Source organism: Lujinxingia vulgaris (genome assembly GCF_007997015.1).
GTDB classification, from domain to species: Bacteria; Myxococcota_A; Bradymonadia; order Bradymonadales; family Bradymonadaceae; genus Lujinxingia; species Lujinxingia vulgaris.
Map to the genome: position 1 here is coordinate 249436 of NZ_VOSM01000001.1, position 23150 is coordinate 272585.

At 64.9% G+C, this 23150-nt stretch carries 19 protein-coding genes; 8 read left to right on the forward strand and 11 right to left on the reverse strand.

The features are described from left to right. The 3 genes from FRC98_RS01010 to FRC98_RS01020 form a co-directional block, all read right to left on the reverse strand. Complete coding sequence (locus FRC98_RS01010) at positions 1–861, reverse strand: ABC transporter permease (RefSeq protein WP_146979449.1); 861 nt, start codon at positions 859–861, stop codon at positions 1–3. A 27-nt stretch (positions 862–888) separates the two neighbouring features. Beyond that, complete coding sequence (locus FRC98_RS01015; RefSeq protein WP_146979450.1) at positions 889–1824, reverse strand: ABC transporter ATP-binding protein; 936 nt, start codon at positions 1822–1824, stop codon at positions 889–891. Positions 1825–1886: 62 nt separating this feature from the next. Next, the gene (locus FRC98_RS01020) at positions 1887–3323 is read right to left on the reverse strand and encodes a serine/threonine protein kinase (protein ID WP_146979451.1); all 1437 of its coding nucleotides are present in this window, start codon (positions 3321–3323) and stop codon (positions 1887–1889) included. 126 nt (positions 3324–3449) lie between these two features. On the opposite strand from FRC98_RS01020, the gene queG reads away from it, so the two are divergent. The 3 genes from queG to FRC98_RS01035 all read left to right on the forward strand — a co-directional run bounded on the left by queG (position 3450) and on the right by FRC98_RS01035 (position 6553). After that, the gene (queG, locus tag FRC98_RS01025) at positions 3450–4604 is read left to right on the forward strand and encodes a tRNA epoxyqueuosine(34) reductase QueG (protein WP_146979452.1); all 1155 of its coding nucleotides are present in this window, start codon (positions 3450–3452) and stop codon (positions 4602–4604) included. 139 nt (positions 4605–4743) lie between these two features. After that, on the forward strand, positions 4744–5637 hold the full coding sequence (locus FRC98_RS01030) for a R2-like ligand-binding oxidase (protein ID WP_230467149.1): 894 nt from the start codon (positions 4744–4746) through the stop codon (positions 5635–5637). A 43-nt stretch (positions 5638–5680) separates the two neighbouring features. Continuing rightward, the gene (locus FRC98_RS01035) at positions 5681–6553 is read left to right on the forward strand and encodes an N-formylglutamate amidohydrolase (RefSeq protein ID WP_230467150.1); all 873 of its coding nucleotides are present in this window, start codon (positions 5681–5683) and stop codon (positions 6551–6553) included. A gap of 87 nt (positions 6554–6640) precedes the next feature. Here FRC98_RS01035 and FRC98_RS01040 read toward each other — a convergent pair whose 3' ends face one another. Both FRC98_RS01040 and FRC98_RS01045 read right to left on the reverse strand, forming a co-directional pair. Then, the gene (locus FRC98_RS01040) at positions 6641–7231 is read right to left on the reverse strand and encodes a YqaA family protein (RefSeq protein WP_146979454.1); all 591 of its coding nucleotides are present in this window, start codon (positions 7229–7231) and stop codon (positions 6641–6643) included. Between the two features lie 124 nt (positions 7232–7355). Further along, entirely contained in the window at positions 7356–9134 is a 1779-nt protein-coding gene (locus FRC98_RS01045; RefSeq protein WP_146979455.1) for a hypothetical protein, read from the reverse strand. A 174-nt stretch (positions 9135–9308) separates the two neighbouring features. Here FRC98_RS01045 and FRC98_RS01050 point away from each other — a divergent pair, with 174 nt between their 5' ends. The 4 genes from FRC98_RS01050 to rpsU all read left to right on the forward strand — a co-directional run bounded on the left by FRC98_RS01050 (position 9309) and on the right by rpsU (position 13747). After that, complete coding sequence (locus FRC98_RS01050) at positions 9309–10439, forward strand: esterase/lipase family protein (RefSeq protein ID WP_146979456.1); 1131 nt, start codon at positions 9309–9311, stop codon at positions 10437–10439. Positions 10440–10591: 152 nt separating this feature from the next. Beyond that, positions 10592–12472, forward strand: a complete 1881-nt coding sequence (locus tag FRC98_RS01055) for a choice-of-anchor D domain-containing protein (RefSeq protein ID WP_146979457.1) — start codon at positions 10592–10594, stop codon at positions 12470–12472. Positions 12473–12733: 261 nt separating this feature from the next. Beyond that, positions 12734–13411, forward strand: coding sequence for a coiled-coil domain-containing protein (locus tag FRC98_RS01060; protein ID WP_146979458.1), 678 nt, complete (start codon positions 12734–12736; stop codon positions 13409–13411). Between the two features lie 111 nt (positions 13412–13522). Beyond that, on the forward strand, positions 13523–13747 hold the full coding sequence (rpsU, locus tag FRC98_RS01065) for a 30S ribosomal protein S21 (RefSeq protein ID WP_115603347.1): 225 nt from the start codon (positions 13523–13525) through the stop codon (positions 13745–13747). Between the two features lie 109 nt (positions 13748–13856). Here rpsU and FRC98_RS01070 read toward each other — a convergent pair whose 3' ends face one another. Next, complete coding sequence (locus FRC98_RS01070) at positions 13857–15371, reverse strand: serine/threonine-protein kinase (RefSeq protein WP_146979459.1); 1515 nt, start codon at positions 15369–15371, stop codon at positions 13857–13859. Positions 15372–15478: 107 nt separating this feature from the next. Then, positions 15479–16516 carry a PEGA domain-containing protein gene (locus FRC98_RS01075; protein WP_146979460.1) on the reverse strand — a complete coding sequence of 346 codons (1038 nt, stop codon included), beginning with the start codon at positions 16514–16516 and terminating at the stop codon, positions 15479–15481. A 234-nt stretch (positions 16517–16750) separates the two neighbouring features. Between FRC98_RS01075 and FRC98_RS01080 the strand changes: the two genes are divergently transcribed. Continuing rightward, positions 16751–18751 (forward strand): serine/threonine protein kinase, encoded by a 2001-nt coding sequence (locus FRC98_RS01080; RefSeq protein ID WP_146979461.1) that lies wholly within the window; start codon positions 16751–16753, stop codon positions 18749–18751. Between the two features lie 121 nt (positions 18752–18872). Here FRC98_RS01080 and FRC98_RS01085 read toward each other — a convergent pair whose 3' ends face one another. The 4 genes from FRC98_RS01085 to FRC98_RS01100 form a co-directional block, all read right to left on the reverse strand. After that, positions 18873–21077, reverse strand: a complete 2205-nt coding sequence (locus tag FRC98_RS01085) for a fused MFS/spermidine synthase (protein WP_146979462.1) — start codon at positions 21075–21077, stop codon at positions 18873–18875. Between the two features lie 112 nt (positions 21078–21189). After that, entirely contained in the window at positions 21190–21705 is a 516-nt protein-coding gene (locus FRC98_RS01090) for a hypothetical protein (RefSeq protein ID WP_146979463.1), read from the reverse strand. 70 nt (positions 21706–21775) lie between these two features. Beyond that, positions 21776–22213 carry a Fur family transcriptional regulator gene (locus FRC98_RS01095; RefSeq protein WP_146979464.1) on the reverse strand — a complete coding sequence of 146 codons (438 nt, stop codon included), beginning with the start codon at positions 22211–22213 and terminating at the stop codon, positions 21776–21778. A 123-nt stretch (positions 22214–22336) separates the two neighbouring features. Then, positions 22337–23029: an SDR family oxidoreductase gene (locus FRC98_RS01100; RefSeq protein WP_230467151.1), complete on the reverse strand. Its 693-nt coding sequence runs from the start codon at positions 23027–23029 to the stop codon at positions 22337–22339. Positions 23030–23150 lie beyond the last annotated feature (121 nt).

Genomic DNA, 23150 nt, shown 5'->3' on the forward strand with positions numbered 1-23150 from the left:
TCAGGCGATGCCCTCCAGACGGCTGACGCGGTGGCCCAGCGCAGCAATGCCCGCACCGCCCAGCCCCAGCGTCACCACAAAGGGCGCCCACATCGGCACCGTTTCGGGGAAGTCCGGGCCGCCCTCAAGCATCGCCTGACCCAGAAGCGTGAGGTTGCCGGTGAGGCTGAAGAGCGCCGCAGCGGCGTGACCGCCGCTGACCGAGCCGAAGATCGCGTGCAGAATCAGCGGCACAATAAGCGCGCCCAGCCACCCCAGCACCGCGTAACCTGTGCGGCTGGTCAGGCTGCTCAACCCCACGACCATCGCGCTCATCACCGCCACAAGGCCCACCGCCATCACGACGCCTACGGCATGCAGCGCGGCGACCTGGCCGGCGTATTCGGTGGAGGCAAAAAACGCCACGCGCAGCCCGCTTAAGAGGATCGCCGGCACAATGGCGGTCAGCGCGCCCAGCATAAAGAGGCAGAGGAACTTCCCGAACGCATAATCAAAGCGGCTGATGGGCTTGGAGAAGTAGAGCTGCACGGTGCGGTGGCGAAGATCGTCGCTGATGATCCCGCAGCCGTTGGCCACATAGACCAGCGCCAGCGCAAAGACCTCGAACTGCAAAAAGACCACGACCGGCCCGCGCCCCGGGGCCTCGGCTGCGCCCATCTGGCCGAGCTGCGAGCGCATCGCGTACTCGCCGACGATGAGCACCCCGAAGATCAGCGGGATGAGCCAGCTGCCCAGCACCACAAGTTTGGTGCGCCAGAAGCGCCAGTAGGTGCGAAGCGAGATCCAGGCGATGGTCCACCAGGCAAATCGCTCAACGAGGGGACCTTCGTAGCGGGTATACTGTTGATCGCGGATCGACATAGGTAAGAACCGGTGAGGGGAGGGGCTTTAAGCACCGAGCTCCGGGCGTGCCCGGGAGGTTTCTTGATCGAGGAGCGCCAGAAAGGCCGTCTCCAGCGTGAGACGCTGAGGCAAGAAGTGGCGAAGTTGCACCTTATGCTCGACGGCCAGGCGCACGAGATCATCGGCGCTCTGCGTGCCGCTCAAGCGCACTTTGAGGTGCATGCCGGCCTGCTCGACCGCAAAGCCCGCCTCGGTGAGAAGTGTGACAAAACGCGCGTTCTCATCGCGGGTGCCCACCTCAATGACCGGGTCATCGCTCTTCTGCAGCTCGGCCAGCGAGCCCACATGCACCAGCGCGCCCTGGTTGAGCATGACCACGCTGTCGCAGATCTTCTCAACGTCGGGCAGAAGGTGGGTGGAGAGCACAATGCGCACATCGCGCTCGCGCACATCCTCAATCAACTCCAGCATCTCCTCTCGCCCCTTCGGGTCGAGCCCGTTGGTGGGCTCATCGAGAAAGAGCAGGCGCGGGCCGTGCACAAGCGCCTGCGCGAGCTTGGCGCGCTGCTTCATGCCCGTGGAGAAGCCGCCCAGCTGGCGGTAGCGCGCCTCGCCAAGCCCCACATAATAGAGGACCTCGTGGGCGCGCCGGAACGCCTCGCTTTTGGGAAGCCCGCAGAGCTGGCCGTTGAAGCTGACGTAATCGACGGCGGTCATGTAGGGCAGATAGCAGTCGTTTTCGGGCATGTAGCCCACCGCGCGGCGGATGGCCCGGGCGTCTTGAGGAAGACGCATGCCCAGAACCTCGGCGCTGCCGCCATTGATGGGGATGAGCCCTAAGAGCGCTTTGATGAGCGTGGACTTGCCCGCGCCGTTGGGGCCGAGCAGCCCGACTGCGTTCGACTCCAGCTCGAAGCTGATGCCTTTAAGCGCGGCGAAGCCTTTGTAGTCCTTCTGGACGTTGTCGAGTCGAAAGAGCACGGAAAGAGCCCCCGGTCAGAGGTCGAAAGCGCGCGCGGCGAGGTCGCGACGCGCGCTTTTTTTCAGCGAGTGAGCAGGTAGCCGATGATGGCCACGAGCACCAGAAAGATGAAGGAGGCCAGGCCGATCACCACGGTGATGATCGTGCGCGTGGAGTCGTTGGATTTGGCGGGCTGAGACGGCTGTGCGGCGGCGGCTGCGGCCGCGCCTGCCGCCGGGGCACCCGTGACCGGCGCGGCCATCGCCAGCGTCGGCGCGCTCTCGACCTCTTCGACCGATGCCGCCGGAGGCAGCCCGGGTTGCTCCTGGCTTAAGTCGATGGCGCGGTACATGCCGGTGAGCTCCATGCCGGGCACGTAGGCGGCGCGGCCGCTGAGGCCTCGCTCGCGAATGATCTCCTGCTCGCGGGCGACCAGCGCCTCGAACATCGCCATGGCGTCTTCGAAACGATCGGCGGGATCTTTGGAGAGGGCTTTGAGGATGATGCGCTCCATCGTCGGGGCGATCGGCCCCGGTGCCACCGAGGAGGGTTTGGGAACCTCATTGAACACATGCGCGGTCAGGATCTGCACGGGGGTCGTGCCCGTGAAGGGAACCTTGCCGGTGAGCAGCTCGAAGAGCATTACGCCCAGGCTGTAGAGGTCGGTGCGGTGGTCCAGCTCCAGGGCCTGGGCCTGCTCCGGGGAGAGGTACTCCGGAGTGCCGTAGACGATGCCGGCCTGGGTGAGCTTTTGCTGCTCGGGGCCGCCTTCGACCTCGTTGATCTTGGCGATGCCGAAGTCGAGGATCTTGACGAAGTTCGACTCCCCGCGGAAGTTCGTGAGCAGCACGTTGTCGGGCTTGAGATCGCGGTGAATGATGCCCAGGTCGTGCGCTTCGGAGAGGCCGCTGCAGAGCTGCTTCATCAGCTTGATGGCCTGGATCTCTTCCATCGGCTGCGAGCCCATGCGGTCGCGCAGGCTCTGGCCCTCGACGTACTCCATCGCCAGGTAGAGCAGACCCCCGTCGGTGCGCCCGAAGATAAAGACGCGGATGATGTTGGGGTGGGTGAGCATCGAGACGACGCGCGCCTCGCGGTGAAAGCGCTGAATCAGCTCCTCGCTCTCGGCGGAGTGCTCGTGCAGGACCTTCACCGCGATCTTCTGGTCGATGGAGTTCTGCTGCGCTAAGTAGACCGCGCCCATGCCCCCTTCACCCAGCTTGCGGGTGATGGTGTATTCGCCAAAAAGGCTCTGTCCGACGAGGTTGTTCGGATCGAGAGGCGGGCTGGTATCACGGCGCGCGGCGGCCGGCGGATTGGTGCGCGTCGGCGCGCGCCCCGGCTGTTGACCGGAGTGCTGCTGGCCTGTGGGGTGCGGGTTTCGCATCGGCGCAGAGGCCGGTGGTGCGCTGTCGGCCGGCGTGGGATTATCGACGCGGTGGACGAGCGCTTTGCCGTCATCCGGACAAAAGAGCGTGTTGTCGGGAAAACGACGGTTGCATTTGGGACAGATCCGCATCGGAAACTCCAGGACCTCGCAGGGAGGTCGTCTCAGGCGACCTCTTTTGTCGGGTTAGCGCGCCCGGCTTATAGCACAGCGCTTCGCAACACAACAACGGCGCGCAACGCGCCAGAGCAGGGCAAGATGACCATGGTAGAAGCCAACCCCGAGGAGCGGCGCGCGCTGCGAGAGGCGATTGAGGCACAGGCGCTGCGGCTGGGCTTTGAAGCCTGCGCCATCATACCCGCCGAGCGTCTGCCCACGGCGAGGGCGTATCAGGAGTGGCTCAGCGAGGGTCGCCACGGCTCGATGCATTATATGGAGAATCATCAGCCGCTGCGGGTCGACCCGAGCGTGCTGGAGCCGGGCACCCGCTCGGTGATTGTGCTCCTGAGCAACTACCGTCAGCCCACCGACCTCTTTGAGGGGGGAATGCGCGTGGCGAGCTATGCGCACGGCGACGACTACCACGACTTTTTATGGGACCGGATGCGCACGCTGGCGGCCTTCGTTCATAATGAGACCGGCGCCGAGGTTGCGACTCGCCCCGCGGTCGATTCGGCGCCGCTGCTGGAGCGTGATCTGGCGCGGATGGCGGGCCTGGGCTGGGTGGGGAAAAACGCGCTGCTTATTCGCCAGGGGCTTGGGAGTTTTACGATCATCTCGGAGGTGCTCGTCGGCCTCGATTTAGGGGAGCCGGCCGAGCCCGCCGCCGACCGCTGTGGACGTTGCACCCGCTGCATCGATGCCTGCCCCACCGGCGCGATCATCTCGCCGCAGGTGATCGACGCGCGCCGCTGCATCTCGTATTTGACCATCGAGCTTCGGGGGCCCATTCCACGCCGACTTCGCCCGTTGATCGGCGATCATCTTTTTGGCTGCGACATCTGCCAGGCGGTCTGCCCCTGGAACCGGCGCGCGCCCCTCAGTGAGGATGCGAGCTTTGCGCCCCGGGAGGCCTACCGCGCGCTCAGCCCGCTGGAACTTCTGGGCTTTAATCACGCGCGCTACGTCGAGACCTTTCGGCGCTCGCCCATGAAACGCGCCAAACTCGGGGGGCTCAAACGCAACGCCGCGGTGGTGGTGGGAAATACAGGGTCCGCGGCGGACGTGCCCACACTCCTGCGTTACCTCGAAAACGAAGACGACGCGGTGGTGCGCGGCCATATCGCCTGGGCGCTGGGGCGCCTCGGTGGCGACGCGGCCCGGGAAGGCCTGCGAGTGGCGCGCGAGAGCGAAGATGATGCGCTGGTGCTCGATGAGCTGCGCTTTGCCCTGGCGATGGCCGGCGGCGCCTGAGCGCGGCGGCTGAATCTTTTTACGCAGAAGTCCTTGCTCGCTGCGCGTTTCGGTGCCTACACTTCCCCACACACCGAACTTCAGATCGGGAGCGGGCGCTGCTGCGCCGCCACTGATCTCACTCTCCGAGGAGCGAGCAATGACGATGGCAAGCGCTGGTCAGGCCCGTGTGTTTAAGTCCACCCGCGTCGGCGGTTTGGACTTTGAGAGCTTCCCGATGCGACTTTTTCAGAAGGCCAAGAAATTCGGCATCTGGGATCCGCAGAGCTTTGATTTTTCCAAAGATCGCGCCGACTGGGAGTCGTTTTCTCCGGAGCAGCGCGAAGTGCTCCTGCACTTGAGTTCGCTCTTTCTGGGCGGCGAAGAGTCGGTCACCCTCGATCTTCTGCCGCTGATCGGGGTGGTGGCTGAGGAGGGGAGGTTGGAGGAGGAGATGTATCTGACCTCCTTTCTCTGGGAAGAAGCGAAACATGTGGAGGTGTTCCGGCGTTTCCTCGATGAGGTGGCGCAGGACGCCAGCGACCTGACGCGTTTTCACGGGCCCTGCTACCAGGCGATCTTCTACCAGGAGCTCCCCACCGCGCTGGGACGCCTTCGCAACGATCCCTCGCCGGTGGCGCAGGCCGAGGCGTCGGTGACCTACAACCTCATCGTCGAGGGTGTGCTGGCGGAGACCGGCTACCACGCCTATTTCCAGATGCTGGAGGCTAACGATGTGATGCCGGCGATGCGCGAGGTCGTCGGAAAGCTCAAGCAGGATGAATCGCGTCACCTGGCCTACGGCGTGTACCTCTTGAGCAGACTTGTGGCCGAACACGGCGATGAGGTCTGGGAGGCGATCGATCGGCGCATGAATCACCTCCTCCCGCTGGCGCTGGGCATGATTGATGAGATGTTTGCGGCCTATGACGAGCTGCCCTTCGGGCTCTCCATGGACGATTTTGTGATGTTTGCCACCGCGCAGTTCCAGAAACGCTACGAGCGAGTTGCAAAGGCACGCGAACAAGATCTGGAGGAAATCGTCGGGACGTGATACTTGCCTGCATATGGTCGAGGCAGTCCACCCGAGAGGGAGCATGAGCGAACCAGGTATCATGAGAGTCGAGCGTCCGGAGGAGCAACGCGTTCCGGTGATCGTCGACGTGCCGCACGCCGGGGAATGGATCCCCGACGATGTGCACGAAGAGATGGTCATCGGTGAGCGCGTCTTGCGCCGCGATCTGGATCTTTATGTGGATCAGATCTGGGCAAAGACCACCGAGCTGGGGGCGACGCTGGTCGCCTCCAACGTGTCGCGTTACGTGGTGGATCTGAACCGCGCCGAGGACGACATCTCCCCGGAGACGGTCGAGGGCGGCAAGCGCATCTTGCGACCCGGCTACTATCAGGATCGGGGCGTGGTCTGGCGCACGACCACCGCGCGCACGCCGGTGATGGCCGGGCCGATGAGCAAGGCGGCGTTTAAGCGCCGGCTCAACACCTTCTACCACCCCTACCATCAGACGCTCCGCGAGGAGATCGAGCGGGTCAAAAGCCAGTTTGGCTACTGCATCCTGCTCGATGGCCACTCGATGCCCTCCATGGGGCGTAAGGGCCACGATGATCCGGGGCGCCGGCGAGCCGAGATCGTGCCGGGTGATGTGGAAGGGCAGTCCTGCGACACGACGTTGCGCTGGCTGGTCGAGGAGCATTTCCGCGAGCAGGGCTTCAGTGTGCGTTCCAACGAGCCTTATAAGGGCGGCTGGATCACGCGCCATTACGGCCAACCCCAGCAAGGGGTGCACGCCATTCAGATCGAGATCCGACGCGATCTTTATATGGATGAGCGCAGCTTCCGCATCCGTCGTGAAGGGCTGGAGCGGCTGGCCGAGGCCTGCACCGCGTTGATCCCGCGCTGTGGCGAGCTCGATGAGGAGGCGCTGCGCCCCTCGAAGCGGCCGCGTTTCTAAGAGCGTTTGAGTTGAAGGAGGGGAGAGGTTGGCCTGTGGAGCGCCCGAGCGGGCGCTTTGCCTGAAGGTGGACCTCTGCGCGGGGGATCAGGCCGCGGCGCTGGCCCAGCCGAAGGCGAAGAGGGCGTAGTAGACGCAGACCCGGGGGACGCGCACCAGTGTGGCGGTGAAGAAGCGTTTAAAAGGCATGCGGTAGATGCCGGCCAGCCAGCAGACCACCGAGAAGGGCATCGGTGTGACCGCGGCGATGCCTACGGCCCAGGCGCCCCAGCGCTTAAAGAGGGCTTCGCCGCGGGGGCGAAAGAGCTCCAGGCGGCGATCCAGAAAGGGGATGCGCGCGACCTGAGGGCCGACCACGTAGGCCAGCGCGCCGCCCATCAGGCTGGCCAGGCTGGTGGCGATGAGTACCGGGATCACCGCGGCGTCGGCGGCCACGCCGGCAAAAAGGTAGGTGGAGGCAGGGATGGGGAAGCTGATGGCGTCGGCAGCCAGCACACCCAGAAAGATCCCCAGCGGGCCGAGCACCTGCACAAAGCTCGTGGCCATCGCGGTGATGGGCTCGCGCAGCCAGTAGCCCAGCAGGGCGGTCACGGTAAACATCACGACCATGATGCCCAGGCTCTGCCAGAGCAGGCGTCGCATCAGTTTGTCGTCGGCAACTTCGGGGGCTTCGCTCAAGGTTCAAACTCAGGCTGCAAGGGACGAAGAGCAGCCATAGTGCCCTTGTTCGGCGTTTGAGGAAAGTCACGCGTCGTCAAGAGCGCTGCGGGCGGCTGATGGGAGGTATAACGCGCGGCAGAACTTACTCCTTCCGCCGGCATGAAGGCGAAGATCGCTGCTGGACCTGCGCGGCGCGCAGGGTGCAGGCCAGCGCGCGGGTGGGGGCGCAGTCGGGGGCGAGCTCCAGCACGCGCTGGGCCCGGTCGAGGGCGCGGGGAAGATCGCCGCGCTGGTGGGCCTGGTGGAGCTCGTCGCGCAGGGTGGTCAGGGCGGCGTTGCGGCTGAAGGGGGCGATGAGGGCGTCGCGATAATCGGCGCGTCGCTGAGGGCTGGCCAACGTGGCGTGAGCGAGGTCCAGACGGGCCAACAGGCGATCTTTGAGAGGATGGAGGTCTGGCGAGAACTCGGGGGTTAGGAGCTGCTCACGCAGGCTGAGGTAAGCCCGCTGGACAAGCGCGGAGTAGGCCGTCCAATGAAGATCGAGGAAGGCAAAGTGGTCATCGCTTTCAGCACGAGCTTCCAGGCGGCGCAGCACGTTGAGTTCGGGATCCTCAAAGGCTTCATCGCCGGAGGCGGCGCTGCGATAGGCGGGGGTGTGGGTGTGCAGAAGATCGAAGTGATGCAGCGCGAGCATCGCCGCGGCGATGGTGGGCTCGGGAAGTTCGAGGTTGCAGAGGTGCGTCGGGCGGCAGGGGCCGTCGAGCAGAGCCTGCACCACCGGGGTAACTTGCGGCGAGGCGGCAAGCTGCCGGCGCCCCAACCCGGAGCGCTCGCGGAGAAGAAAAGGCCCGGCGCCGAGCTGACACATCTGCTCGAGAAGTTCGTGCTCGGGCAACGCCTGCAGCGCCTTGAGCGTGCGCCCGAAAAGATGGGTGCCCAACTCCACGCGCGTCGACGGATCGAGGGTAGGGGTCTTCTCGAGCGCATAGAAGCTGGCTTTGCCGCGCCTCCAGCGCGAGCCGATCGGATCGAGCACGTAAAGGATCCGCGCGCGACGGGTCAGCGCCAGATGGCGCGCCGAGAGGAGCTTGAGCTCCAGCAGCGCCTGCTCCAGCGAGCAGGCCTGAGCCTCGGCGCGCGCTGTGGCCCGGGCGATCTGCTCGGCGTCGAGCTGGCCGCCGCGCAGCAGCAGGGTGGAGAGCGCAATGGACTCGGGATGGGGCACCTGCCAGACCTCCCAGACCGCGCGTTCGGCGATCAGAAAGGTTGTGGTGCGCTGTGCCTGAACCACCTGCAGGTAGCCCGGGGCGGGATCATCAAGGTGCGTGCGAAGGAGCTCGGTGAAGGGGCGCACACTCAGATCCACACTGTAGCGAGGGGACTGCGTGGTGAGCACCGGCGGGGCTTCGGGCATCTTCACCACCGCCTCGTCGCCGCCGATGGCGCCCAGCAGGCGCCGGAGCTCCTCGCCGCGAAGTCGCGTAGCGAGGCCCGGGCGCTCCACTTCGAGAAGAAGCGCGCCCGGCTCGACACGGGCGCGCCGAACCTTCAAGGTGAGGGTGCCGCGCGCGCCGCAACCCCGGGCGCGAGGCCCGCGCAGCCGCAGACTCCCCGGGGTGCGCGCCTCACCGGGGGGCATGCGCACGCAGAGGCGACTCTCGGCGAGCACCCCGCGCCAGATGCGCTCGAAGCGGGCCAGGTTGTCGATGGCCACCTCCAACACCGCCGGGGTTGCCGCGCCGGGCAGCCAGCTTGCGTCGGGGAGCTCCTCGGGGGCTGCGGTGCGCACCCGAAGATCGCCGCCGAGGCGGTTGAGCTCCTCGGCGATCGCATCCTCCGGCAGGCTTGCCGTAAACTCCGCAATAACCTCTGAGAGCCGCTCGCTGAGCGCGCGGCGCACCTCTCGACCCTGGTGGCTCATGCCTTCCCCCGTGTTGGGCGCGCCCGGGCGCCCCTTCCCCCCTGTTGCCTCACCGATGCCTCTGAAGTTAAGGCGCAGAGCGGCACAAGCCAGCGTCCTCAAAAGATTGCTTTCGCCCCGCAGGCGTGCACAATACCCGCCCAACGTTTACCGCAGCACCTGGCAGGCAGCACTATGGCTCATCACCACGTTTATCTGGTCGCAGGTTTCTTCGGGTTCTCCAACCTGGGCGGAATTACCTACTTTCACCACGTGCGCGAGGCCCTGCAGACGGCCTTTGAGCGGGCGGGCCACAGCGTGGAAGTCCACAGCATACCCACATTGCCCACCGGGTCGATCAGGCGGCGGGCGGCGGTGTTGGCCGAAGTGATCGCCCGGAGCGCCGGGGAGCGCGGCCCGATTCACCTTGTCGGCCATTCCACCGGCGGGCTCGACACTCGCCTGCTGGTCACCCCCGGCGTCTCATTGCCCGCCGGAGAGGGCATCGACGTGGAAGTCCTGGCCCGCCGGGTGCGCTCGGTGACCACCGTGGCCAGCCCGCACCTGGGCACGCCGATGGCCTCGTTTTTCAACAACTTCTTTGGCGAGAACATCCTTCGCGCCATCTCGCTGGGCACGATCTACACGCTGCGTTTCGGGAGGTTGCCGCTGCGCGCGTTGATCGAGCTCGCCGGCATCGTCACCCGCCTCGACCGCCTGGTAGGGCTCGATAACACGATCCTCGACCAGTTCTACCACGAGCTCTTTAAGGATTTTGACGCCGAGCGACGCGATGAGATCAGCGCCTTCCTCGACGAGATCCGGGTGGATCGCTCGGTCGTCGGGCAGCTGACTCCCGGTGCGATCGATCTTTTTAACGCGTCGACCGGCGATCGCCGCTCGGTGCGCTACGGCTCGGTGGTCACCCGGGCGCCGGGCTTCTCGCCAAAAACGACTTTGCGCCTGGGCGTGGATGCCTACGCCCATGCCTCGCATGTGCTCTTTCGGGCGCTGCAGATTATCACCGCCCGCAGCGGCGACTACCCTCCCTTAAAACCCGACCAGCGCCAGGTGCTCCTGGAGGCCTACGGGAGCCTGCCCGGGCGGCGCGAGAGCGACGGCGTGGTGCCCACCCTCTCGCAGGTCTGGGGCGAGGTGATTCACGCCACGGTGGCCGACCACCTCGATGTGTGCGGACATTTTAATGATGCCCACCACACCCCGCCCCACGTCGACTGGTTTATCTCCGGCTCGGCGTTCACGCGCGATCGCTTCGACCGCCTCTGGGACGACGTCGCGGCCTTCCAGCTCGCCAGCCTGCGCTGACCCTTCTCGGTGGCTCCCGCACAGGGCGGCGCACAGCGGCTTGCATTGAACCGCCCCGGGCCGCTAGGTTATCGCGGTTGAACGTACCCTGCCAGCGCCAACCTCTGGCAGGCGCTCAGGCTGGCCCCAACGAAGTGAACCGGAAGGTAGAGATGAATCGCATTCAATCGCTAGTTGCCATGGCTCTGATGAGCCTCGTTATCGGCGCGTGTGGGGGCAATGATTTTAGCTCCGACGCTGTGCCCGAGCTGACCATTGACCTGACCGAAGCCCAGATCCTGCTCGACGCGGTCGGACCTTCGGATAACACCCAGACCATCGCCACGCCGATCACGCTTCGCAACTCCAGCGAGGGCGATCTTCGGGTGACCAAGATCGAGTGGGTCGCGCGCCCCGAGCGCCTGCAAGGCTACTTCAATGGCCCCATCAGTGAGGCCAATGAGGGGACCTCGTGCAGCGCCGACGCCGACTGCGGCACCGGCGGCGTCTGCCTTCGCAGCCAGATCTGCCGCGACGCGGGCTTCAAGCCCATGCCCATTGAGGTTGGCAATCGCGAAGATCTGAACTTCCTGCTGCTGCGCGGCGACACCGTCACCTGCCCGACCCCGGGCGCCGATGTGCCCGCCGCAATCCAGGATAGCTACTGCGGCGAGCTGCGCATTGAGACCAACGCGTCGAATAACGCCGGCATCGTCGAAGATGGTGCGGCCACCATTTACTTCATCACCTCCGGCGGCAGCGGTGAGATGGCGCTGCAGCCCGGGCTGATCCAGTTCACCAACGCCACCGCCGGCGTCTCGCAGAGCGCGCAGTTCACCATCGAGAACCGCGCCGGCTCGCCGCTCTACATTGAGCGCGGCGACTTCGGTGAGAACGCGCAGGTCTTCGAGATCACGCCTTCGGTCTTCGGACGCGAGATCGCTGGCAACAGCACCGAGACCTTCACGCTGACCTACGCCCCCTCGGTGGAGGCGGAGCTGGACTTCTCAACCACGTTGGAGTTCGCCAGCAGCTCGGTGACGAGCTCCTCCTCGGCGATCACCATTGAGGTGACCCAGGGCGTAGGCGATGCACCGCTGATCGAGGTTGATCCGCTGCAGCTCTCCTTCGCCGACGCGAGCTCGAAGACGCTGACGGTGCGTAACTACGGTGGCGCCACCCTGGCGTTGAGCCAGATGCGCATCGTTCCCAGCGAGGCCGCGGCCTTCTACCGCATCATGGTCGACGAGGTGAACCTGCTCGAAGAGTACACCACCCAGCGCATCCCGCGCATGAGCGACGATGTGCCCAGCGAGCTTGAGCTGACCGTGGAGTACGACGCCACCGCCGAAGGTTCTTCAGTCGGCACGCTGGAGATTCGCCATAATGACTCGGGCTCCGGCAATATCACCAACGTCTCGCTTCTGGGCGACGCCACCGAGGTTGCCGTCGGCGATCTCTACCCGCAGACCTTAGCGCTGCGCTCGGACGGCCCGGCCGTGGAGCGTGAGGTTGCCATCTACAACAACGGCAACGACGACCTGGTGATCACCGGCGTGAATCCGCAAGCGGTGGGAACCACCACCAATCTCGACCTCTTCCGCTTTGAAGGCTTTGAGGCCACGGTGCCTCCCGGTGGCGTGCATACCGCCAAAGTCTTCTTCGACGGGGAAGATCAGTTCAATCACGGCGTTACTGCTGCGATCGAGTCCAACCACGCCGGCCAGGCGCAGTCGATGACCCTGCTTATCAACGCCCAGGTCATCAGCGCCTCGCCGATGGACCTGAGCGTGGAGCCCTCCTTCTCCAATGAGGCGGTGGTGGGGCAGTCGACCACCCTGACGCTTCGTGACGCCGCCGATGCTGCGCTGCTCAACAACGCTCGCTGGTACATCCTGGAGCGCCCTGAGGGCAGCACGCTTCTGACGCGCGGCTTTGGTGAGAGCCTCACCTTTGAGCCCGACGCCGCCGGCACCTACCGCTTCGGCGTTCTGGCCAACGACTCGACCAACCGCGAAGAGCAGGTGGTCTTTGAGTTTGAAGCCGTCAACTAAGGCTCAAAAGGATCGCTTCTGAGCTGAAGCATCACACCCAGGCCCACCCGGTGGTCAACGCTTGACACCGTAGGTGGGCCTACTTATATTCCGCCCCCGGTCCAGATCTGCGTAAAAACAGGGTCGACCCAGAACACCCGCAAAACTTGCAGCGGGACAACATACATTGCACACGACAGACGTGGTTTCGCACACGCATCCGGGCGTCGCTTTTTGATGGATGATGAAGAGCGCCGCGCGAGCATCAGGGAGAAAAGCCTCATGGCCGAAGTGTTTCAGAACGTCAATAACTTCTTTGTCGACGAGCGACTGCAGCAGATGCCGACCTTCCCGGAGTGGGAGAACGAGGCGATTGAGCAGTCCCTTCGTGAGATCGAGGAGCTCCTCGAGAAGCGCCAGGCGCAGCTCGAAGAGAGCCCCGGTGAGCTGGAGACCCAGTACTACTGGATGAGCTACGTGTTGCGCGCGCTGGGCTACTGCGCGTCGGTGGCCGAGCCTCCCCCCCAGGGTGTTGACGCTGAGGACGTGCGCCCTGACTTCACGCTCTTCTACTCGGCGGAAGATTTCCGCCGTGTGGTGGGCATGCGCGGCGAGCGTGAATTCTTCGCCAACGCGCTGGGCGTGGTCCGCACGCTGAGCTGGGGCTCCTCGCTCGATGAGTACGAGTCGGAAGACGGCACCTACAGCCCGGCCTTCGATGTGGACCGCCACCTGCGGAATACCGGCACCAACTGGGGCATTCTCACCAACGGAAAGGTCTGGCGTCTTTACCACCGCGACTCCTCCGGTCTGCTCAACACCTACTTTGAGTTCGACCTGATGGGCGCGCTGGAGTCCAACGACCTCGACGCCTTCCGCACCTTCTGGCTGGTGTTCTCGCCGGAAGGGCTGGGCGGCTCGGAGGTTGGTGGCGCGATCGTGCAGCGTCTCCTCAACTGATTCTGAGTCTTTGATACCTATGTCGCGCGACGCTCCGCTTAAAGCGGGGCGCGCGTAGCAACCTTTTTGCCGGCGTGAGACCACCCGGCACCCCACCGGAGGATTTTGAACATGGCCCGACGAGACGATAAGCTCGGCCCCCTCGAAGTTGAAGTTCGCGACAACAACGTCAACCGCGCGATCAACCGCCTCAAGCGTGAGATCGGTCGTGAAGGCGTCAGCCGTGAGCTTAAGCGCCGCCGCTTCTACGAGAAGCCCAGCGTCGCCAAGCGCCGCAAGCAGCGCGAAGCGGAGCGCCGCCGCCGTAAGGAAGAGCGTCGCCGCGAGAACCGCTAAGGTTTTTGAGGGGCGCTAAGCCCTGAGAAAAAAGCCCCGACACGCATCAGGCGTGTCGGGGCTTTTTTTGTCGGGCGAGACGGCGATTGGGGCATGTGACTGGCGAGCGTCAGCTCAGCAGGAAGATCACAAAAAGAACCAGCGCCACGACGCAGAGCAGGGCGACGATGATGTTCAGGGGAGTCAGCCAGGTCGGCTTTGAGGTGCGGGAGGTCGTCGGGGCGCTCAGGCCCGGAGCGGGGGGCTGCGGGCCGGCCTGAGCGGGCTGGAGGTCGACGGAGGGGCCAAAGCCGCGGCTGGCCGGCTGGGGAGGCGCGGTGGGGTAGGTCGGGCGTTGTGCCTGGGCCACAGGCCTGGCCGGGGAAGGGGCGGGCGTGGGTTGGGAGCCTGCATTGGCGCCGGCGGTCGCATCGGGGCCGAAGGGGCCCTCACCGCGCTCCTTCATCTGGCGCAGTGTTTCCAGGGGGTTCTCCATCATCTCGGTGGCGTCGGCGTCGCTCTCCAGACGCTCAAAGAGTGGGAGCATGTCGGTGTTGGTGTCGGGCTCATCGTCCAGAGCCATCTCCTGGGTGGCGTCCGCCCCGAAGTCGGGGTTCTGGCGGTACTGCTCGAGCATTCCGGCCGGAAGCGCCTCCATGACCATGGTGGCGGCCTCGTCCTGCGCCTCCGGGCCAACGGCGCTCATCTCCTGGGTGCGCTCGGCAGCCAGCTCGGTGGTGGCGTCGACGTTGATGGCCTGGCTGCGAATGGTGGCCGGCTCCCGAGGAGGCGGCATCACCTGGTCGAGCGCGCGCAGCATCGCCTCGGCGCTGGCGTAGCGCTGGTCCACATCTTTGGCCAGCGCGCGTGAGAGCCAGGGCCAGAGAGGATGGCGTGCCAGAACCTCCGGGGCGGGGAGGGGCGTGGGGGCGATCTGGATGCGCGCGCGCTCCAGGGGCGTGGCCCCCTGGACCAGTGGCGAGCCGATGATCGTCTCGGCCAGGGTCAGCCCCAGCGAATAGAGATCACTGGCCGGGACCGGCGCCTTGCCCAGCAAGAGCTCCGGGGGCATGTAGGTGGGGCTTCCCAGCGTCATGCCTGCCGAGGTCAGATCGTGGTTGCCGAGCATGGTCTTGGCGATGCCGAAGTCGAGGACTTTGACGAAGTCTCGCTCTCCCTCGAAGTCGCAGAGCATGATGTTGGCCGGCTTTAAGTCGCGGTGCACGATGTCGAGTGCGTGCGCCGCGCTCAGCGCCCGAAGCACCCCGCGAGCCACCCGCGCGACCAGCGCCGGCTCAAAGGTGCCGCAGCGCACGATGCGCTCGGAGAGCGTCTCGCCACTGAGCAGCTCCATGGCGATGTAGAGCGCGCCGCACTGCGGGCAGCGCCCGTGCTCGTACTGACGAATGGAGTGGGGGTGTTGCAGTGCGCTGGCCATGATCGCTTCGCGCTCAAAGCGTTGCTCCAGCTGTTGCTGATCGAGCTGATTGCCGGCGGCGTGCAAGATTTTGATGGCCAGCTCGCGAGGCTCCCGAAGATCGTGGGCCCGGAAGATGATGCCAAAACCCCCGCTGCCGATCTCTTCGAGCAGCTGGTAGCGCTGCGCGAGGGTATCTCCGACCTGTGGTGCCTCTTCGACCCGCATCGTAGCTCCCGTAGGTTGCCTACACACAAAGTCGGTGCATCCGGAGCCGACCCCCGGCACCGGTCAGACAAGGGCCGCCCCCCACAGTCAGGGGGCGGCTGAAAGGCTTAGAAGTGCCCGCCCAGTACAAACCCGGCGCTCTCCTTGCCGATGGCAGGCGCCACGCGCAGCCCCAGGCGGCGCTGGATCGCGTCTTCATCGGAGGTGTCATTCGCGCTGTTCTGGGTCATGTAGTCGTAGAGCAACCACGCGCCACCACCTGCGATCAGAAGTCCGCCGGCGACGTAACTTCCGATGGCGATGTTCGCGCGGCTCTGCCGACGCTGGGTCAGCTCGTTGTACTCTTCGGTCTGGTTGGGCTCGAGCTGGCTGCGCTCCTCGTCGATGCCGGGGATGACGACCAGGTCGAAGACCAGGCCGTTGGCCAGCGCGAGCGTACCCGCGCCGAGAAGTCCGTAAGCCACGTAGTTAACGGGCGCGCCTGCCTCCTCAACCTCCGCCGGCTCTTCGATCTGCGGGGTCGCCACGGGCTCTTCTTCGGCCGGGGGTTCTTCGAGCAGCGCGCCGACGGTGGCGTCCTGCTGGGCGACGACTTCGATCTCGCGGGTGAAGTCGGCGTAGCCATCGAGCTCCACGCGCACCTGGTAGGTGCCCGGGGTCATCCCGGCACGCTCGGTGGGGGTGGTGCCAACGAACGCATCGTCGATGTAGACGCGGGCAAACATCGGCTCCGACTCAAACATGATTCGGCCGCCGAGCTCTTCGCTGAAGTCGGCACACTCCGCTTTGCCCGCATCGAGCGCCTGTTGAGCGCTGGCGATGAGCTCTTCCTGGGCGGCGGGATGGCGAATAAACGCCGCGTAGTACACCAGGCTCGTTGAGCAATCGCCGGCCTGTGCGTAGCTGCGCGCCACGTTGAGCAGGAGGCGAGGATCGGGCTCTTTGCGGTTGGCGAGCAGCAGGCGCTCGATGGCCACATCGTACTCGCCGGCCTCGTAGGCCTCGCGCGCGAGCTGAACGAGGGTGGCCAAATCCGAGTCGGCCAACTCCTGCTTGGTCACCGGCTCCTGGGCTACGGCCGAGCCGGCCATCATCGCCGTCGTCAGCGCCATCACCGTCAGGGCTGTTGCAATCTTAGTTACCACGGATCTTCCTCCAGAAATTCACCACTTCAGGTGGCCATACGCATCAATTGGTCAGGCCAGACGTCGCTCGCATGGAAAAAACGCCGGCAGATCATGTCGAAGATCATCACGGGGTGTAGCATTTACGCCCCTCTCTGACAACGATCGCCGCGCAATGCTTGGAGCATCTGCGCCGTCTATGGTACACCGCACTACATGTCTTTGCCGGAGCACGCACCCTAAGGAAAGAACCTCATGATGAACCTGCCCGAGCTTGGTGACGTCATCGACGACACCTATGAGATTCGCGACATCCTTGGAAAAGGAGGCATGGGGGCGGTGTATCTGGCCCGCCAGATCAACATGGACCGCGATGTCGCCATGAAGATCCTGGTGGCCAGCGGCCCGAAGTTCGAAGAGATGGTCAAGCGATTCCGCCGCGAGGTCATGGCGATTCGCAACCTCTCGCACCCCAACACGGTGCGCATCTACGACTTCCGCGATGACCCCGAGGGGCTGCTCTACTACACGATGGAGGCGCTGCGCGGAGAGACGCTCAAAGATCTGATGCGCCGCGAGGGGCCCATCTCGCCCAAACGCGTCAAGCACGTGGTGCGTCAGGTGCTCAAGAGCCTCTCGGAGGCGCATAGCTACGGGATTGTGCACCGCGACTTGAAGCCGGCCAACATCATGCTGGTCGACATGCACGGGGAGACCGACTTTGCCAAAGTCCTCGACTTTGGCATCGCCAAGGTGTTCTCGGAGTCGGATGACGACGAGGAGCTGACCTCGGCGGGCATCGTGGTCGGGACGCTGCGCTATATGGCGCCCGAGCAGATCGCCGAGAAGCACGTCGGGCCGCCGACCGACCTCTACGGGCTGGGGCTTATCGCCATCGAGATGCTCTCCGGTCAGAGCGTGTTTGCGGGCACTGGCCAGTGGAATCTGATCCATCAGCAGATCAGCGATGATCCGGTGCCGATCCCCGAGGCGATCCTCAATACGGCGCTGGGCCAGGTGCTCAAGACCTGTGTGGAGAAGAGTTACGAGGCGCGTTTTCCCACTGCCGATGCGATGCTCAAGGCGCTCGACCAGATTCCGGAGAGCGCGCTGGAGACGGCGCCGCTCTTTGAGCGGGCGCCCGGTGGCGAGGGCTTTGTGGCGGCCGGTGGTGCGAAGGCCGCGCCGGTGGATGACGCCGCGACGATGATCACCGAGTCGCCTTTTGCGGCCGACGGCTCCATGCCCGCGCCGAGCGCAGCAGCGCCGGTCGGGCAGCCGCAGCGTGTGGGCCGTGAGCCGGCGATCACCGGCAACTTCGGGGCCTCAGCCGCCGCCGCGAGCCAGCCGGTGTCGGGGAGTTTCGGGGCGCCGGCGGCCCAGTCGCAGCCTTTTGCCACGGCGCCCGGCGCCGAAGCGCTGCCGCAGATGGGCACCTTTCAGAGCCCGGAAAAGCCGGCGTCCAAAAGCAAAGCGCTGCCGATCGCGGCGATCCTCATTCTCTTGCTCGCCGGCGGCGGTGCCGCCTGGGTGTTGACCCAGGGAGGTGGTGAGGGCGGCGAGGAGGCCGTCGCGCAGGCCACGGCCGAGCCGACCGCGGGTCAGCCTCAGGCCGGCGATGCGCCGGCACCTGAAGCTGCAGCACAGCCCGAGGAGGCGGCGGCTGCGGAGGCCGGCACGGCCGAGGCCGAGACGCAGCTTGTGCGGGTGCGCAGCGAGGGCGTACGCGCGATGGTTTTTGCCGGCGATGAGCTGATGGGGCGCACCCCGATCAGCATCGAGGTTGGCGATGCGCCGGTGGCGCTTCGCCTGGAGGCCACGGGTTTTGAGACGCTGACCACGGTGCTGGAGCCGGGCGGCCCTGCCGAGGTCGATCTGGCGCTCATCGAAGAGGAGGGCACCGAGCAGGAGGAAGAGGAGGTTGTGGCCGAGCGCGAAGAAGCCTCTTCAGCGCGGGCATCCTCGGAGTCGGAGCGTTCTTCGGGCAGCCGGAGCGGGGCGTCGGGGCGCGACTCGGGGGCGCGGTCGGAGCGCGGTGGCGACACCCGACGTGCAGCTGAGCAGGCTCAGGAGCCCGCCGAGGAGCAGGCCGCTGCACCGGCCGATGATGGCTGGGTGGATCTGGGCGCGGTCGCACCTCGCGAAGACGATTCGAAGAAGAAAAAGACCGCGCCCGCAGACGACGGCTGGGTCGACATCGCCGCGCCCGCGCCGCAAGAAGAGAAGAAAGAAGAGGTCGATATTCCGCTCTTCTGAATGTGTGTAAGTATTTGACAATAAACGCAAAAACGCCGGCCTTATTGCCGGCGTTTTTGCGTCTCGGGCAGAAATTTTAAGGCAATTTTCGCGCGTGAAGCGTTGCCCGAATTCGCCCCGTTTAGAAGTCGAGGATGTAGGCGTCGAAGATGTTGGCGTAGTCGTCGGTCCACACGCGCAACCGGGGCTCGGGCTTGTATTCATGCCAGGAGGGGTGGTCGATAATGGCGCCAAAAGCCTCTTCGTTTTTGGCCATCATCACCCAGTCCGAGCCGTCGACGTAGAGGTTGTAGACGGGGTCATTGGCATCGACCCAGTGATCGCGTCCGCGCACCACAAGCCCGAGCTCTCCGGCGATGCGGGTCAGCGGGGGCTGAAGATCCAGGTGGCGGTTGGAGATATGGAAGGCCAGGATTCCGTCGGGCGTAAGCTTCTTGAGGTACATCTCGACGGCCTCCAGCGTCAGCAGGTGCACCGGGATGGCGGTGGAGCTGTAGGCATCGAGCACGATGAGCTCGTAGCGCTCGTCGGGCATCTGCGCGAGCTGTAGGCGCCCGTCACCCAGAATCACCTCGCACTCCCCGGGGCAATCCTCCAGGTAGGTAAAGTAGCGCGGGTCGCGGGCGATGCGGGCGATGGCCTGGTCGATCTCGAAGAAGTCGGCCTCCTGGCCGCGGTGGGTGTAGGCGGCGATGGCCCCCGTGCCCAGCCCCACCACGGCAAAGGGGTGACGTTCGGGGCGTTTGCTCAACACCTCAAAGAGCTGCCCCAGCGGACCGGTGAGGTAGTAGTAGGAGAGGGGGACCAGACGAAACTCGTCGTCCTGGGCCTGCACCCCGTGCAGGGTCGTGCCGTTGTAGAGCTTGTGGTAGCCGCCGTCGGGTGTTTTGACGACCTGATTGGCGGCAAAGAAGCTGCGCTCGGCGTGCAGCTCGTTGCCTTCGGGTTGGCCCAGATAAAAAGTGGAGATGAGCAGCGGCACCGAGAGCAGCGCAGGCGTGAGCACGCGGGCCCGGGTGAACGCGATGACCGTCGGAATCCCCAGTGAGAGCGCTACGGCTGCCAGCGTGGCGAGCTCGCGGGAGCGCTCCAGCCCCAGGTAGATCATCACGTCGCGGCCCACCAGATAGCCGGCCAGGGCCGCGCCTATCAGCAGCGTGATCTGCACCGCGCGCCGGCTGTAAAGCGCCGGCGGAAAGGCCAGTGCTGCGATCACAAGGAGCGCCGGATAATCGAGCAGGCGATCGAAGATCAGCGGGGCGAGCAGGGCGTTAAAGACCCCGCCCAGCGCGCCTCCCACGGACATCCAGCAGAAGAACTCGGTGAGGTGACGGGTCGCCGGGCGGTCGGCAGCCATCAAGCCATGAAAGACCAGCGAGATGATGAGCAGGCCGAGAAAATGGATGCCGGCGACCCACTCCAGCGGGCTGCCAAGCTGCACGAAGAGCATCGCTCCGAGCCCCAGCAGCGTCAGCGGAAAGAGGGTGAAGACTGGCAGTGAGCGGAACCACTCCACCCGGGCAAAGACCAGCACAAAGGAGAGCAGGTAGATGGCCAGGGGGGGAATCCACAACATCGGCACCGGCGCGATGTCGGTGGTCACAAAACTGGTCACTGCCAACATCATGCTGGAGGGAATGAAGGCCCACAGCACCCAGCGGCCGCGCCGTCCCCAACTCAGCGGCAGCACTGCCGCAGGCGGGCTCGCTTCGCTCGCCGCCGCTTCAGGCTCCGCGCTGCGCCACAGCGCCAGCGCGCACCCGGCCACCGCCGCGATCAACACCACGTAGCAGATCATCCACAGCGTCGTCTGCGCCTGAACCCCGATGCGCGGCTCGATCAAAAAGGGGTAGGCCACAAGGCCGAAAAAACTCCCCACGTTGCTCGCTGCATAGAGATGGTAAGGGTCGGCCGCGTCCGGGTGGTCGGTGGTGGAGAACCACTTTTGCAGAAGCGGTGCGCTGGTCGAGATCACAAAAAAGGGCCAGCCCACCCCCAGAAAAAGCGCCCCCAGAAGCCACAGCGCCGGGTTTTCCAGGCTCGTCGCATCGGTGGGCGGCTCAAAACCGATGGGCAAAAAGAGCACCCCGACGATCATCACCGCCAGGTGCACCAGCGACTGCCGGCGTGTGCCCAGCCACCGCGTGGAGGCGTGCGCATAGACGTAGCCACCGAGCAGCAACGCCTGAAAAAACACCATGCAGGTGTTCCAGACCGCCGGTGATCCGCCCAACACCGGGGTGACCATCTTGGCGACCATCGGCTGCACAAAGAAGAGAAGCGAAGAGCTCAAGAGCAGCGTCAGGGCGTAGAGAAGATAACGCATGAAGACTCACAGGAGGGGTGTGCCACCGGGGCAAGAAGCACATCAGGCGCGACCACGCTGAAGCGGTCGCGCCCGGAGGGTGTGTTACGCCGTTCGGATCGATGCGTAAGGTTCAGTCATGGTCGTGATCATGAGCTTCCGGCTCAATGATAAGACTCAGCGTCGATGCGTCGCTCGGGCCAAGCTCAATGACGTAGCTCTGCGCCTCCAGCGAGACCCGGTGCGACTGCGCGAGCTCCGCACAGCCGTCGACCGCCTCGACGCTTACGTCCTGTGCCACATCGTTGGTATCGAGCACCCGAAGCTCGACCTCCGTGCTGGTGAAGATCAGGTAGTCGGCGTGCTCGGCGGCCTCATAGCTCAGGTAGCCCCGGTAATCGCCGGAGCCGGTCTCGGTCTCCTGGAGGGTGACCTCGTAGAGGGTATGGCGCTGGCTGACGTCGGCGTCGAGCCCGGCAAGCCCGGCGCTGGCCGCGACGGTGGTCGGGCTGTCCTGGGCGTGGGTGCAGGCTTCTTCTTCGGCGCTGAGCTCTTCATGATCTTCATGATCATGATCGTCGGCGTCGCCGCAGCCTGTGCACAGGACTACCGTTAGAAGGCTCAAAGATAAGAGAAGATGCCACTTCATCGCGTCGCTCCGGGGGGAGTTGTGAAAAAGGATCGTCGCGTCGACCGGGCTCCCGGAGGGCGGACGCGGCTCAGCCGCATTTGGCGCAACGCCCTTTTAGAAAAATCTCGCTGATCTCGGCGACAAGCGCCGGGCTGGTGTCCTGCCGGTTCATCTTGATCTCGATCTCCGCCAGGCAGGAGATCTCGCCACAGTCCACGCACATAAAATGGGGGTGTTCGCCATCGTCGTGATGATGATCGCCGCGGAACTCAAAGCGCCAGATATGGTCGCCCAGATCCAGGCGGTTGAGCAGGCCCACCTCGGTCAGGTCGGTGAGGTTGCGGTAGATGGTGGCCTGATCGAAGCCCTGGGGCACAAGCTCTTCGGAGAGGTCGGCGTGACTCAGCGGCGCGTTGGCCCGGGCCAGCCGTGCGAGCACGGTGGTGCGCGAGGTCGTGCAACGCAGCCCGGCCTGGCGGATCATCGCCTGGAGCGCGTCTTCGGTATAGTCGTTCGAAGTGACCATCAGGTGCGTGCCTCAAGAGGGTAAGAGCAGGGCGGCGCAAGCCTCATTGACCTATCACGAGGGGCCTCGCAGGCGCAATTGTCGGGCCGACGGGGGCATGCGGCGCCTCACTCTTAGAAGGGTTCACCAGGCGATGGTGTTCCCGTTCCACTCCTGGAAGCTGCCTGAGGTTGAGGCGTCGGCCTTGTCGATGACGTCGAGCAGGCTGGTGACGCTGGTCTCGGTGTCGATCAGCGCGTTGGGGCCGCCCATCCGCGTCTGCACCCAGCCGGGATGCACCACAAAAGCGATGATACCCTCGTCGGCCAGATCCAGCGCGAGCGAGCGCGTGACCATATTGAGCGCCGCTTTGGAGGCCCGGTAGGCGTAGGAGCCGCCGCTGGAGTTCTCGGCGATCGAGCCCATCTTCGAGCTGAGGTTGACGATTTTTGCGCCGTCTTTTGCGCGACGCAGCGCCGGCAGCAAGAGCTCAGTCAGGCGCAGGGTGCCGATGGTGTTGACCTGAAAGGAGCGCTCGATGACCTCGTAGTCGATCTCGCCGAGCGCGCCGCAGCGCTCCAGGATGCCGGCGTTGTTGATGAGCACATCGATCGCGCGATCGCCAAGCTCCTTCGCAAAATCCTCCATGCTCGCCACGTCGGCGATATCGAGCGCAAAGATCGCGAGGTGCTCGCCATATTCGTTTTGCAGCGTCTTCAGATCTTCGGCGCTCTCGGGGTTGCGGGCGGTCGCCACCACCGATTCGCCGCGCTTAAGAAGCTCGCGGGTAAACTCAAGGCCGATACCACGATTTGCGCCGGTCACCAGATACGTCATGAATGCTCCATAATAAGGGGGAAAGGTTGCAGTCGCGCGACTGGCGCGACGCTTCAAAAGGTTCGGCCAGAAGCTGGACATCGTTGCAGTGAAGGCAAGTCGCCCGACAGAACTTTTGGAA

Bases quoted from the DNA above. Each gene is read 5' to 3' on its own strand.
- FRC98_RS01010 (WP_146979449.1), bottom strand. From the start codon at position 861: ATGTCGATCCGCGATCAACAGTATACCCGCTACGAAGGTCCCCTCGTT.
- FRC98_RS01020 (WP_146979451.1), bottom strand. From the start codon at position 3,323: ATGCGGATCTGTCCCAAATGCAACCGTCGTTTTCCCGACAACACGCTC.
- queG (WP_146979452.1), top strand. From the start codon at position 3,450: ATGACCATGGTAGAAGCCAACCCCGAGGAGCGGCGCGCGCTGCGAGAG.
- FRC98_RS01030 (WP_230467149.1), top strand. From the start codon at position 4,744: ATGACGATGGCAAGCGCTGGTCAGGCCCGTGTGTTTAAGTCCACCCGC.
- FRC98_RS01035 (WP_230467150.1), top strand. From the start codon at position 5,681: ATGAGCGAACCAGGTATCATGAGAGTCGAGCGTCCGGAGGAGCAACGC.
- FRC98_RS01045 (WP_146979455.1), bottom strand. From the start codon at position 9,134: ATGAGCCACCAGGGTCGAGAGGTGCGCCGCGCGCTCAGCGAGCGGCTC.
- FRC98_RS01050 (WP_146979456.1), top strand. From the start codon at position 9,309: ATGGCTCATCACCACGTTTATCTGGTCGCAGGTTTCTTCGGGTTCTCC.
- FRC98_RS01055 (WP_146979457.1), top strand. From the start codon at position 10,592: ATGAATCGCATTCAATCGCTAGTTGCCATGGCTCTGATGAGCCTCGTT.
- FRC98_RS01060 (WP_146979458.1), top strand. From the start codon at position 12,734: ATGGCCGAAGTGTTTCAGAACGTCAATAACTTCTTTGTCGACGAGCGA.
- rpsU (WP_115603347.1), top strand. From the start codon at position 13,523: ATGGCCCGACGAGACGATAAGCTCGGCCCCCTCGAAGTTGAAGTTCGC.
- FRC98_RS01070 (WP_146979459.1), bottom strand. From the start codon at position 15,371: ATGCGGGTCGAAGAGGCACCACAGGTCGGAGATACCCTCGCGCAGCGC.
- FRC98_RS01080 (WP_146979461.1), top strand. From the start codon at position 16,751: ATGATGAACCTGCCCGAGCTTGGTGACGTCATCGACGACACCTATGAG.
- FRC98_RS01085 (WP_146979462.1), bottom strand. From the start codon at position 21,077: ATGCGTTATCTTCTCTACGCCCTGACGCTGCTCTTGAGCTCTTCGCTT.
- FRC98_RS01090 (WP_146979463.1), bottom strand. From the start codon at position 21,705: ATGAAGTGGCATCTTCTCTTATCTTTGAGCCTTCTAACGGTAGTCCTG.
- FRC98_RS01095 (WP_146979464.1), bottom strand. From the start codon at position 22,213: ATGGTCACTTCGAACGACTATACCGAAGACGCGCTCCAGGCGATGATC.
- FRC98_RS01100 (WP_230467151.1), bottom strand. From the start codon at position 23,029: ATGACGTATCTGGTGACCGGCGCAAATCGTGGTATCGGCCTTGAGTTT.